Below are 13,190 nucleotides of genomic sequence, written 5' to 3' on the forward strand. Positions count from 1 at the left end.
CTCAGAACGCGAGTCGGTCGCGCAGCGCTGACGCTACGACGGAGTTGCCGAGCGGTGTCGGATGAATCGGCGCACCGACATAGAGAGAATCCACTCCAGTGATGCCACCGATCCACGGATCACCGGTGCAGCTGCCGTGTCCCTTCGTGGCGGCAAGGGCGTCGAAGTAGTCGACTCCCAGGATTCTTGCGGCATCGCGCTGAGCGGCGTCCAGCGCCGTCAGGTATGTGATGTAGCCGGCTGCGTTGGGCTGCACTGCAATTCCAGCGCCGACCTGGATGCAGGCCGTTGCTTGGTCACCGGCGAACACTTCGGGATATCCGACGAGCACGATCTCGGCGTTCGGAGCGTAGTAGCGGACGTAGTCCACGACTGTTCGAACCCGATCGGCGTACACCTCGCCGGACACCGCCCGGTAGTCGGGCAGTCTGCCCTGGTCCGCCGCATCGAGCCCGCACCCGCGGATCACGTCCAGGAGGCAGTCCACCGACGGAAAGGCGCGGCCGGGAGAGCTTCCCCAGGTGTCGTTCCAACCGGCCTGGATGGTCACCGCGCGAGTGGCGGGCCCGAACGCTCCGGCGGCGGCTGCTTTGCGCGCCTGCTGCACCAGAGTGAAGCCCTCGCCGGTGTCGATTGTGCCACCGTTGCAGGACACATCGACGAAGCGATCGGTACCGCCGAGACCGATCTGGTCGGCGAGTTGCGCCGGCCACGACGTCGGTGGCCGCACGCAACCATCACCTCGGTCTCCGAGGATGGGCGCTGTGGCGGTGAAGGAATCGCCCATCGTGACCAGTGTCGCTCCGTCCTTCGGAGCAGCTACTGCCGAAGGCGCAGTCAGGAGCATCGCAGATCCGGCAATAGAGAGAGAGCACAAAAGAACAGTCCGGATGATGGAACGTTTCATGGAGTCGTCGAATCTTTCTGCTCACCGGACTGAAGTCCAGGGTTACTTTAGACGCTGGACAAAACAATACTGGCCGGTGGCGGCCATTCCACAATCGATTCATTCGAATAGAGGACACCAGCGCCGCCACTTCGATCGGGTGTTACGTTCACACCGACTCGACGCGAACCGTTTCGATTTTCGACAGGAGCACTCATTCGAATGGCACATTCCCTGAAGGCCATCTCTGCAATAGCAGCGGTATCGTTGTCGCTGCTACTCACTGGCTGCGGAGATGACGACACAACTGCACCGGCGACGACGACCACAGCAACACCCACGACGACCGTTCCCAGCACGTCGCCGGAATTACCGACTACAGAGCCCGCACCCGCGGATGTCCTGCCTCCTGCTGCGGAATTCACCGCGCCGGAGCCTGCTCCCAACCCAGCACCAGCACCAGCAGAAGAAGCTCCGGTGGAGCAAGAACCCGAGCCGGCACAGGTCGAACAGGCTCCCCCGGTTCTCCCCGATCCCGGCTTCGAGCCTCGCCCTGGCTACTGATCCCCGCATTTTTTCGTCACCGCAACGAACCGGCCCCTCGCTTACGACTTGGCGAGGGGCCGGTTGCGTGCGCAAACTACCGGGTGGCGATCACGTCGGCGTCAGCCAATTTGTCGTGAAATCCCTGGAGGTTGGGGGAATTGCTGATCGAAACGATGAGTGCGATCGATAGTCCGACCGTCGCGATATTTCCGAGGATTCCTACTGTTCCTCCATACATCATCGATGACATCGTACCCGCGAAATCCTGATCGCTGCCGAGCATGACCAGGGACGAAACCACCGCACCCAAATACATCGGCAGCACGAACGCGTTGCGCTTGAATGCTTGACCGAGACTCAACTGGCCACCTGCTGCCGAGCGAACCTTGATTCCCAGAATCAGTTTGCCCACAGTTGTCCCCCACAAGGATTCAGCGAAGAGGAAATAGGCGATGGCACCGAGCGAGATGATGAGGCTGATCACTCCGGACGTTGTCCGGTAAGCGTCGTAGTCGAAGTTGCTCGAGAGCGCAGTCGATGAGATGAGGCCACCGATGAACGACACAATGGCGATCAGAACGAAATCGAGCAGTCGGGCTGCAACCCGCATTCCCGTGCCCGCTAGACGCGCACCGTCGTGGGTGTAACGATGCTGCCCGGGCGGCCCTGAGGCGTACTGCGGCTGCGCGGGAGGTACCGGGTTGGACGAGATGCCGTGCCCCCACTGCTGGGGCGGAGGAGGAGGGGGCGGCGGTGGCGGACCGGTGGGTACGCCTCGATTCGGGATTTGCTCGTTCGTCATGAGGTATTCCGATGCTCAGGCAATAGGTTCCCCGAAGCTTCACATGATGCTTGCTCGTTCGGTATCCACCGTTCGGATGATCACGGTTGGTGGTCGTGTCATCGACAGGTTCAGACCGCGTACAGCCTCCCGATGAACACCACGTAGGCAATGGTCAACCCAACGTAGACCACGATCGCAACGTAGCCGAGAATCAATCCGGCAGTGGCCATTCCGGATCCACGCTCACCACTTCGCCGAATCTGACCGCGCGCGACGTGTCCGAGCACCACCGCGATGATCCCGGAACCGAAGAGCCCGAATACCAGAGACAAGACGGCTGTCGTGTTGGTGCCATACGACGTCTGCACAGTCGAATATCCTGTGGCTGGCGAGTATTCACGCAGTGGACCTACTTCGTCGGTCCCGACCTGCGCCGCACGTGGCTTGACCAGTTTGTCGATACCTGCTGCCAGCCAAGCAAAAGCAGCCAAGCACAGCATCACTGGCAGGAGTGTCACGATGATCCCGGCTCCAGACCCGCGATCGATCGTGAGGAAGGTGAGCGCAACGGTGCACACTGCTGCGAACGGAGGGAAGATCAACGGAATCAGGGATCGACGTCGAACCAGAATCCAAGCAGCGAGTATGCATCCAGCGGCGAGCAGCATTGCAATGTCCGACAACGGCCATGCGATTGCAACAATCGTCAACACGGTGGCACCGCAGCGCCTCGTCACACTCACGTTTTGAAGCCATGCAAAGACGAGAAAGCCGACGGCGGCAACTGAGGACGCGATGACCCGTTGGACCCAGTTTTCGGAGAAACCCAGCATCGACAATGCCAGTCCTGCAACAATGCCGGCGACCAGAGCAGTAACGGCAAGGATTCGACGTGTAGCGGAGTTGGATGCCGGAGCTCGGTAAGAGGACTCGTAGCCGGAATACGTGTTGTAGCTCGTTGTCGGTCCACCAGAGACGTTCGATTGCGGTGGAGGAGCCAGGGGTGGAGGAGGCGGAGGCGGTGTGTGCGCCGACGAGGACCACGGCTGAGTGGGTGGAGGGGGCGGAGGCGGAGGCGGAGGCCCGATGGTCGTCATCGTCGTTGAGCCAGAGCGTCGTTCACGGCTGAATCACCGAGTCCTCCAAGCCAGGTCAACAGTCCTGGATAGGCGTTGGGGTGCCCGGCAACGATCACGCGAAGGTCGGGCCGGTGTTCAGCAACACGAAACAGCACCGCCGCGGGGCACATCGGGTCCGAGACCGCCGACTTGTCCTCGTCGGTAGCAACCTGTTCCGCAGTCTCGGCAGGCAGCGACGCCGAGAGTGTAGGAGCAGTTTCGGGATTCGCGACAACCGCGCTCGGAGCGTCGGGCTTCGATTCGGCAGCTACGCCGGATATAGCCGTTTCGTCTGCAGCGGGACGCTTTTCCGCTCGACGAGTCAGAGCGGCATCGACCTCGGGGTCTCCCAGTTTGCCGAGCCACTCGAGCAGATCGTCGTATGTCGCCGGGTTCGCGGCCACAAGTGGGCGCAATTCCGGTGAGTTGCTGGCAATGTCGAACAGCACAGCAGCCGGAGTACCAGGGTCGGTAGCGGCGTGTTCGCGAGACGACGCAGGGGGGCCGGCAACGACCACGGTGGGTGCCTCGGTCACCCGCGGAGCCGGTTGGCTGCGGTTCTGCGCAGGCCCTGATCGACCTGACTCTCGTTGCGCCAGAGCAGCATCCACCGCAGGATCCCCCAACTGCCCGAGCCAGGTCAGCAGGTCGGCGTAGGTCGACGGGTTCGCAGCTACCGCCGGTCGGAGTGACGGAGAGTTCGTGGCGATCTCGAACAAAGTCACGGCAGGTGTGTTCGGATCCGACGCTACCGAATCCCCAATTCTGGTCTCTTGTGTGGTGGCTGTCGACGGTTGCGGTGACGAGTTGTCGGATCGGTTGGCTTTCTGAAGGCTCGGCCGGGCATCCGCGGCGGAGTCGTCGGGCGACCACGTCCCATCCGGGGAGACCGTGGAATGGCCGGGCGCCCCTTCGGGCAGGCCGAACTGCCCGGCTGCGCGGCGAGACAGGGCGGCGTCGACGGCGGGGTCACCGAGCTTTCCGAGCCACACGATCAGGTCCTCGTAGGTCGACGGATTCGCAGCTACCGCTGGACGCAGTTCCGGTGATGTCGTGGCGATCTCGAACAGTGTCGCGGCGGAAGTGCGCGGGTCGGACGCGGCGTCGACAGGCCCAACGAACTGCTGGGACTGCGTGTACTGCACCTGCGAAGAATGAGACTGTCCGTAACCACCGACCGGCGAGGGGCCCGCTGTGACCGACGCGAAGAGGGACACCCCGGAGTAGAGGTCACGCACGGCGGGTGCGACGGCAACCGACAGGGCGATGATGATCGTCGAGGCGCTCATCGCCAGGTCGAAGACCCAGACGCTGGGAAAGTCGGAGTCGTACATGATCGACTGAGTAATGAGCCGACCGATCATCAGCGCCAAAAGACCCAGACAGATTCCGATGACCACCTCTCGCGAGGGTCGCGGATCCGGCGAGTTGTAACGAAATGCCAATGATTGAGCCCCGACGACCGCAAGTACACCGATCAGCAGAGCGAAGACAGCGAGAGCAATCGATTCGCCGACGTCGTTCCAGCCCGACACCGCTTGGGTGATGACGTAGGCGAGCAGCGAGAATGCGGTGCCGAAGCTCCAGAATGCTATGACTCGAAGTCCGTTCCGGGCTGCATCGAGCCATACGTATCCTGCGTGAGTGGCGTCGGTCGCCGCGGGAAGCCCGAACGGCAGGTAGGCGATCACACTGGCCGCGACGAGCAAGGTGATCGCATAATAGGGACTTCCGAATGCGTTGTGAAACAGCTCTACTCCGGTCAGATCGTCGAACGAGAGAAAGAACGCACCGACGAGCAGGGCAGGGCCGAGGCCTGCAACCGTGAGCCTCCAGGACTCGAAGCGGTTGGCCGCCCCGGCCGCTATCACACCCAGCACCACGACCGGTACTGCCGCCGAAGTCACTCCACCGACCAGACTTTGAAGAACGTAGCCACCGTCCGACGAATACCGACTCGCCGACACCAGAACGAAAATCAGAGACAGTAGGCCGGATACGACTGCCAATCCGGCTGCAACGATCAATAGCGGTTTGATCCACCCCAACCAACGGCTTCCTGCGCGTGAGTCCATTCGTAGCTCTGCTGCACGAGGTTGCGCGGCCAAGAGTGCACCCGCCACACCGAACCACGCAGCCGAACCGATCCCGTCGCCGGTGAAAATCGACGAGGTTTCGCTGAAGCGAAACATCCCTCGGATCACGTCGTACAGAAGGAATACCACCACCATCGCGATGAGCGGACCGTTCAGAGCGAGTCGCAGCACCCGCACCTGGCCGACCTGCCAGTTCTGCCCCAGCATTCCCAAGCGCGCGAAGTAGGGCAGGCCGAGCGACGCCAAGGACAGCAAGGTCAGGAGAACAACGAGCGCGATGATGCCACCCGATCCCCCGCGTGTGATGCCGAACTCGAGCGTCCACGGCAGAAAGAACGAGACGAAGAGCAGGACGCCGGCCACGCCGTCCCGAATGTAGTCTCCCACCGGTATGTCGGTGAAGGCCGACCGCGCTGGAGCACGGTTCTGCTGCGGAGGTTGTGGCGGCGGTGTCCCGGGGTGGCCGGGCGGTGGCGGGTAGAAGGTAGGGGGTTGAGGCGCACCGCTGGTAGTCGGTTGACCGTACTGATATTGGTTTTCTCCGGGCACGCGCCGAGCTCCTCGGGGGATATGGACAGTGGGCTGAATTATCCGACGGGGATGGGGAATTGAACAGTCATTTGATCGGTGGACGATGCTCCACCGATCACCGTCGGTACTTTGTGGTGCCCGAAGAATCTCGGCTGTTGCTCACGATCTTCGCGAAACACTGATCGAGGGCGATATTTTTCGAGTCGCACCATCCGTTGGCTGCGTCCGCATCGGCAAAAGTCAGGCCCGCAACGGTGATCCACCAACCGCGCAGATCGAATGTTCGCCACTCGTCACTCCACAGCAGCCGTACTTCCGGATACATCAGTCTCAACTGCAAGTGCTGACGCAAGATCTCTTCGGCCGTCCACCGGACCTGAGCGCCGTTGATGTCAGCGGCGTCGAGTCCAATTCGCTTGGAGGAGATCTGCGCCACCCATCGGTCGGCCAAATCGCCTCGGACGTAGGGCAAATCGGCGTTGGCCTGTGCCCTGAGTGCGTCGAGGCTCGTGGTCTCGACGTCGGCGGTGGTCGGCGCTGCGCTACGTACGGCCGTGATGGGGCTGTTTGTCCGAGCCTGTGACGGAGAGCCGGTCGTCAAGCTGGAGTCGCTCGTTCCTTCGTCCTCGCATTCGACGAGTTGGGAGCCCGACGCCGTTGCGTCGGTCAGGCTGGAGGACGAACCGAGGCTGTTCGGTAGTCGCCAGAAACTGTCGAGTTCGTACAGGAACTCGCGCTCGATCGAGTTCGTGGTGTTCGTTCTGTCCGTCCTCGGCAGATAGACAGGCGAATCCGAGAAGTCGAACACTGCCGATGCGACACTGGATCCGCTGTCGGTGATCGATACCCTCATCGCGTTCGTCGAGACGATGTCTCCGCCTGGACAGGACGCTTTCATCTCCATGCGCACAACGAGACCCTCGGCCTGTGTGCGATATTCGATCGGCGTGAGAACGGGAGTACTGCCGCACTTGGTAACGAACTGGTCCTCGGAATCGCCGCTGTCTCCGGCGCTCGGGAGCCTGCCGGGTACACCGGACGCTCCCCCGGTCGGCGGGTAATAGGTGAAGGCGTCGTTGGTGATGGAGGCCAGCCCGTCGTGAGCCTTACCCCACCTCGCGTAGCCGTCGTCACCGTCCAAGAACCAGCTGGTTGTGCCGTCCGTCAGGTTCACTGCTACGAGACCGTCGTCGACGCTGAGCAGGACCTGCTCACCATCCGATTCGACGAACTGGAGGTTCTCCCCCACTCGCGTCGACCAGAGCTGCTCACCGGTGTCGAGTCGGTACCCGGACAACGTCTCCGTATCCGTTCCCAACACGATGTCGCCGATAACCTTCTTGAGCGAGAAGTACTCGCCCCCTTCGACAGTCCACACAGGGGATCCGTCCTCGATGTTGTATGCACCGTCGGATCCCACGAACGGGCGACTCTCGGACTCGGCGACCAACCATGGGTCTGCCGGGTATTCACGCTCAGCTCGAAAAATCTCGGTTCCATCGCCCGACGAGACGGCTGTGGTGTATCCGTCGTCAGAAATGGGCATTTCACACAGAACCCCAGCGAAACCCTGACCGGGCAACCGGACGAAGCTTCCGAGATTCGGATCGGAAATCAGTCGCCCATCGGCCGCGTCGAGAGCGATGGTCCGGATGCTCGAAAAGTGCACAATGCCCTCGGAAACGTCGAAGTGATGAGCATCGCCCGACCCGACACATTGGGTATCCCACGTCTCGGTGGTCGACCACTGCGCATCGAGGTCGCGCTGAGTTCCGCGAGCGATCGTGTAGCCGCCTTGGAAGCTGTCGATGGTGAAAACAGAGCCGTCGGACACTTCGACCATTTCCGCCGACGGCCGATCGACCGTGGACTGGACGTCACCCGTCTCGATATCGTAGAACTGGACCTCCGCTGCCCGCTCGCCCCGCTTGCTCACGACGCACGGCAGAGTGGAGTCGATGACGTTGGTTGCACACGTGATGGTTCCGTCGGCGGGGGTGTGCCACTTGACTCGGCCTGTCGCCGCGTCCACGGCCACGACTTCGCTCTGCTGCCCCGGGCCCGTGCCCACTGTGGTCACCAAGGTCGAACCGATCTCGGTGAAGTTGGCGACGCCGTACGTAGCCGACAGAGAGTCGGGCCACAGGAACGATCCACCCGGCAGTACTTCATCTACCGACAAGGACCAACCTTCTTGGGGCTGAGTGGGATACGTGTTCGTCAGTTGGCCGGCGACTGGCCCGTCTTCGGAGTCACGCAGGAGGTTGACCGCCGTCAGGCCGCCTGCAGCAAGCGCACCGACCACCACAACGGCCACGGAAGCGATCACCCAACCCCGCCTACGCGTTGCGACTGCTGGGTGCTGAGAACCAACGGGCGGTGGCGGAGGCGGCGGCGGGGGCAGACTCACGAGCGAACTCTTCTTGTGGCGGCTCGCAGGCCCGCGGTCATTGTTCGGTGAGACACAACACGACGATCGGATTATCGGTGCTCACCCAGTCGTACGAGCAGTCCGAGGCACGCGATCCTCGGCTCGTGACGCGGTGAGTAGCACTGGCCGATCCGCACGATGCCTCGGTGACCGTGACGGAGTTGGTCCCGTCTCCGTTGGATGATCCAAGTATCCGCGAGACGCAATCACCTACGGACGCATTTTCGATTACCTCGGCCGTACTTGCCGAGTCGTACGTCGGTGCCGTGCTTGCGTACGTCGAGTAGGACTGAGAAGTCTGAGTGGCGTAGTAATCGGACGAGTAGGTATCCGAATCGAAATTGTCGAACGCACTGCTGACGGCATTGGCGATCATCATCAGCCACACGATCGACAGAACCATCAGCGTGGTGAAGATGTACCCGATGATCAGGCCCGCCAGGGCGAGGCCGCGACCCTGCTCACCCGAGCGCTTGATCTGTGACAGCGCGATGTGCCCCAGCACGATCCCCAAGGGCGCGAGAACCAGCCCACCGACCAACGCTGCAATCGCCAGACCATTGGTGCGTGGCTGTTGCTGGTATCCGTAGGGCTGCTGTCCGTTCCAGTACGGCTGCTCGTGGCCCGGGGCCGGAGGCAGAGAGGGAGGAGGGGGTGGTGGGGGCGGCGGAATACTCACCGGGAAAGCCGTCCATTGCGCATGTCGGGAATCTACTGGCACCGGGATGCGGAACGCAGTCCTCTGTTCGGATGACCTCGGTACTCCCCGGAAGCGGGTGTCATCCGATCGGTCGACATTCCAGATCGCAGATCGGTGCAACAATCGCCTTGCTTCCGCCCCTCTGATCGGTTGGACAATGTCGTCGTTTCGCTTGCTCGTGGCACCCTTGACGGTTCTGTGCCTGGTGGCGGCATCCTGTAGTTCCGAGGTCGACACTGCGGGCACTGCACAATCAGGTACACCGCAGACAGGAAATTCTGCGGTGGCCAGCATGGAGACGGACGGTGCCAGCGTGTCGCTGGACGTCGACGGTATTCGAGTCACAGCGACGGCACGCTCCGAAACTGCTCCGCCGGGGACATCTCTGACCATCGCACCCACGAGTGACCCCATCGAAGGTTCCGACATTCAAGCCATCCTGGGTGAAATGGATTCTGTAGCAATAGAACTCGAAGGCGGGGCGCAACCGTCATCCCCCATCGAATTGAAATTCGATCTGTCAGACCGACCTGAGCTTGCACATTTGATCAGCGACACCGTCCGACCGCTTGTTCGATCCAGCACCGCGGGCGAGCCAACTTCCTCAGATTACGAGACGGCTGATTGGGATCCGGTCACACGAATCGTATCCGCGAGTACGTCCCATCTGACGGACTTCCAACTGGTCATTGCCGACGCAGGTAAAGCGTTCGATCAGTTGATCGCTGATATGACGATGAGTTCCGGCCCTACCGGTAGTTCATGCAGCACCGAGCTCACCATCGATGGTGCCGACTACTCTCTTGCATCCACCGCACCGGATGCACCCGTACAGGGGTGCTTGACGGATGTGGACGGCGTTGGGATCGAGTTCGCCAACCGTTCGGATCAGTACTACGGCGTCTCCTCAGCCCCGAACGGCACGTATTCCAACACCGGCGCGGTGGGTAGCAATGAGCTTCTCGCCACGTGGCTACACAGTAGGTCCGGGGATGGCCTCCTACTACCGCAAACGGGTGGCCGAGTGGTGTTTCCGCCAGGGACCGCCGAGGCCACAGTGAATATCGACGTGGACCCTGTCGCGCTCCAACTGGGAACCATCCTCACCGGCGTCGGCATGCTCGGAGTCGACGGCGATGCCCTTCTCACTGCGTTCGAGACCGGCAGTACCGCATGGCAGTGCTTCACATCCGCAGCCGAAGTGATGCGCACTTACGACAAGATCGACGCCCGGCAGTTCCGCGACATGTTGGCGGACGTTGCACAGTGTGGATTGACGGCCGGTCAGCTGGTCAACGGTTCGGCGCGGAACCGCGCGCTTCACCGGATGAGCGTTGCTGTCTCACTTTTCACCGATCTACCGGACGCCTTGATCGCGAACGCGGCTGGAGCATGGAATGAAGTAATCGGCAACAATCATCTGAAATTTGCCCTGACGTCGACTACTTCGGATCTGAAAGCTTCGGTGCCGGTGGCACCTTAGTCGAATCTGGTGCCGCTGATCATCAAGGGTCACGGAAGCCCGGCCGACTCAGGGACTGAGATTGCGCCGAACCACTTCGCGGTTGGCTCGATATTGAAGGACATCGGAGCGCTTTATGCGAGCCTGAACCTGCACTGGGAGAACGACAACGGTCGAGGCGTTGGCCAATACTGCGTAGAAAAATCCAAGGTTCTCGACGCATCCGGATCTGTAATGCTTACTCGAGAGCAAAAACTCGGTGGTTGCGACAACGGAGGAGGATGGGGCTTCAACATCGGACCCGGTTCTTACACCTACGTCCTGGATGTCGATGTTCGTGATGGGGAATCACTTCATGCCGAGCAAAGCTTTTTGGTCGAGTGACAAGAGATGCTGAGGCAACGCCATCACCCCACCGCACACCATGCTGGCCCCGAGTCGCGACATCAAGGAAGACTCTCATGTCCAGGAGATCGACTTGGTTGATCTCACCAGTGTCTCCGCCCGGCAGGGTCAAAGCGTTGTGGGCGGAACCGGGCCGGTCGGGGCGACTGCATCGGTCCACCGCCCGCCGTCGAACCACCTGAGCTGGCATCGATTTTCGGGGTCGACATACCAACCCGGTGCGGCTGTGTGAGGAAGAGCCGCTACAGCTGAAGAACGTCGACGGTTCGAGGAGAGAACGGCATAGACGATTGCGCCGATGATCGCTATCGGAATCATCAGAAGGAACAGGAGGATCAGAATGTGCCAGGGGCTTGCCATTGGGGTCCTTCTCTCATCGGGTGTCATGGAATGTTTGCGTACCGGTGTTCATCCGCGTAGAACGTGATCAGCTTTCAGTCAGCCGTCGCAATCGTGTCGCAACCTTCGATTGTCGACGCAAGAGCCGCCCAAGGGACTTCGTTCGATTTTTACGATGCGCGATATTGCTGGAAGATCAGGACACCACGAAGTGCGAGAGAATCGCTTGGACCTCGTAGATGTCGACCTGCTTGGTGAACTGCTTTTGAATAGGTGTCGCATTGCCCGAAATCCAGATCTTCAATTCAGCGTCCAGGTCGAAAGTTCCAGCGGTTTCGACGGCGAAGTGCGTGATCGAACGGTAGAGCACGCTGTGGTACTCGACCTTCTTACCGGTAAGCCCTTGCTTGTCGATCATCAGCAACCGACGGTTCGTGAACAGGAACGCATCCCGCACCAGCTGATACGCCGCGTGAATCTGCTCGCCGCTACCCAGTAGTCGGCTGTATTCCTGATGCGCTGCAGCTGGATCGATCTTTCCTGCGTTGCCGATCAAGCCATCCATGAAACCCATGCGCTCGCACTCTCTCGTCCCAAGTCCGCTGTGCGCGGACACTCCAGAAATAGTCGCTGGCAAACGCGCGGACGTTACCGAATCTATTCCAGCCACGACTTGCGCTGGTAGTAGCGGTCAACGTCCGCTTCGGACTTGTTGGGGCCGCGGCCCACAGACCGGGTATGCGACAGCGCCGAGAAAGCCTGCTGTGCAACGGACTTGTCCCCGGGCTGAGACAACTCAACCGGCCGCATTGCCGGTTCCGACGTGTCGCATGCCCCTTCGAGCCTCACGCCATGGTTTGCTCTGCTGTCGGTCACGTCGGAGATCCGAGCCACCATCGGGTCTTCGCGCAGTTCCGCCATCACTGCTGCAGTGCGCCGCTGGACATCGTCAGCAGTCCGGTTGTACGCACGCATGATCAGGTCGGCCAACACGTCGGGTCCACGGACGTAGGCGTCGCGGCTCACCTGGAGCCCGGTGAGGCGACCGTTCGCATCCGTCCGGACAGTGACGCCATCGAGTTGTGTGATGCCATGGATGTCGGCCACGGTTTGTTGCAGTCGACGAACTTTCGCGCCGAGTTCTTCGTGGGAGCTGATCACAGTATTGGCCTCTTCGTTGAAACGATGTACCCGTCGAATACGTCCGGTCAATTCGCGGAATCTGGCCAACCAGGGTAGGCGGGCTGTACCGGTGGCGGAGTGTCCATGGCATCACGCTCGATGGTGGGAGTCGTGTCCGGATACAGCGATCGCGCCCACTGAGTGCAGCGGCCGACCCCTGCGGTGGCCGGATCGTTGTCAACGAATCCGTCGATTTCCCAACCGATGAATTGATCATCGACAGGTGCCTGCCACTGCGCCTGATCGGGCTGTGGTCCGACCGGGGGCTGGGTTGCGATGGGTGCCCCTACTGCGCCGCCGGCGCGAGTGAATCGCGTTCGCAATTCTTCGCCCTCACCGTTGGCGAAACGTGCCGGCGAGTATTTCTCGTTCTCCAGCACTCCGACTCCGACAGACAGCACACAGACCACAGCGTCGAAGCCACGTTCGTTCGGGATGATTTGTTGAATGTGACCGTAGACGGTTCCAACAAAAGGCCCTTGGCCGGTATCAGTAATGAAATCTCCCTGATATATCCCACCGCCCTTACTACGCGAACTTTCCGCGAACCCTATGTACGAATATTTGAGACCAATCATCATCGCAATGACGGCAGACTCATCGGCCGCGCGAATCACTGTTCCCTCAGCCGAGAAGAGGTCAATACCCGGTTCCGCCGACCACACCATCGTTGTATCGCGTAGTTGATCGGGAACCACATAGGCATCAGT

12 protein-coding genes are annotated in these 13,190 nt (G+C 61.1%); 2 read left to right on the forward strand and 10 right to left on the reverse strand.

Annotated elements, in window-relative coordinates:
• Window position 1: 1 nt before the first annotated feature.
• From AYK61_RS21740 to AYK61_RS21775, 6 genes are all read right to left on the reverse strand, one after another.
• On the reverse strand, window positions 2-787 hold the full coding sequence (locus tag AYK61_RS21740) for an SGNH/GDSL hydrolase family protein (RefSeq protein WP_183130491.1): 786 nt from the start codon (window positions 785-787) through the stop codon (window positions 2-4).
• Window positions 788-1,526: 739 nt separating this feature from the next.
• A complete protein-coding gene (locus tag AYK61_RS21750) occupies window positions 1,527-2,234 on the reverse strand; it encodes an RDD family protein (RefSeq protein WP_121873069.1) in 708 nt (235 codons plus the stop codon).
• Window positions 2,235-2,344: 110 nt separating this feature from the next.
• A complete protein-coding gene (locus AYK61_RS28000) occupies window positions 2,345-2,926 on the reverse strand; it encodes a DUF4190 domain-containing protein (RefSeq protein WP_259468215.1) in 582 nt (193 codons plus the stop codon).
• Between the two features lie 383 nt (window positions 2,927-3,309).
• A complete protein-coding gene (locus AYK61_RS21765; RefSeq protein WP_121873070.1) occupies window positions 3,310-5,817 on the reverse strand; it encodes a hypothetical protein in 2,508 nt (835 codons plus the stop codon).
• A gap of 259 nt (window positions 5,818-6,076) precedes the next feature.
• Complete coding sequence (locus tag AYK61_RS21770) at window positions 6,077-8,290, reverse strand: PQQ-like beta-propeller repeat protein (RefSeq protein ID WP_259468216.1); 2,214 nt, start codon at window positions 8,288-8,290, stop codon at window positions 6,077-6,079.
• Between the two features lie 118 nt (window positions 8,291-8,408).
• Window positions 8,409-9,071 (reverse strand): DUF4190 domain-containing protein, encoded by a 663-nt coding sequence (locus tag AYK61_RS21775; protein WP_121873071.1) that lies wholly within the window; start codon window positions 9,069-9,071, stop codon window positions 8,409-8,411.
• A gap of 334 nt (window positions 9,072-9,405) precedes the next feature.
• On the opposite strand from AYK61_RS21775, the gene AYK61_RS21780 reads away from it, so the two are divergent.
• On the forward strand, window positions 9,406-10,575 hold the full coding sequence (locus AYK61_RS21780) for a hypothetical protein (protein ID WP_147458377.1): 1,170 nt from the start codon (window positions 9,406-9,408) through the stop codon (window positions 10,573-10,575).
• Window positions 10,576-10,584: 9 nt separating this feature from the next.
• A complete protein-coding gene (locus AYK61_RS21785; RefSeq protein ID WP_121873073.1) occupies window positions 10,585-10,938 on the forward strand; it encodes a hypothetical protein in 354 nt (117 codons plus the stop codon).
• 129 nt (window positions 10,939-11,067) lie between these two features.
• Here the strand turns inward: AYK61_RS21785 and AYK61_RS28310 are convergent, their stop codons facing one another.
• The 4 genes from AYK61_RS28310 to AYK61_RS27085 form a co-directional block, all read right to left on the reverse strand.
• Complete coding sequence (locus tag AYK61_RS28310) at window positions 11,068-11,346, reverse strand: DUF2510 domain-containing protein (protein ID WP_121873074.1); 279 nt, start codon at window positions 11,344-11,346, stop codon at window positions 11,068-11,070.
• A 148-nt stretch (window positions 11,347-11,494) separates the two neighbouring features.
• Entirely contained in the window at window positions 11,495-11,872 is a 378-nt protein-coding gene (locus AYK61_RS21795; protein ID WP_032379830.1) for a PH domain-containing protein, read from the reverse strand.
• 83 nt (window positions 11,873-11,955) lie between these two features.
• Window positions 11,956-12,510, reverse strand: a complete 555-nt coding sequence (locus tag AYK61_RS21800) for a YbaB/EbfC family nucleoid-associated protein (protein WP_183130493.1) — start codon at window positions 12,508-12,510, stop codon at window positions 11,956-11,958.
• Complete coding sequence (locus tag AYK61_RS27085; protein WP_128646016.1) at window positions 12,507-13,178, reverse strand: hypothetical protein; 672 nt, start codon at window positions 13,176-13,178, stop codon at window positions 12,507-12,509. Before AYK61_RS27085 ends, AYK61_RS21800 begins: the two co-directional genes overlap by 4 nt.
• Window positions 13,179-13,190 lie beyond the last annotated feature (12 nt).

This window comes from Rhodococcus sp. SBT000017 (genome assembly GCF_003688915.1).
Lineage (GTDB): Bacteria > Actinomycetota > Actinomycetes > Mycobacteriales > Mycobacteriaceae > Rhodococcoides.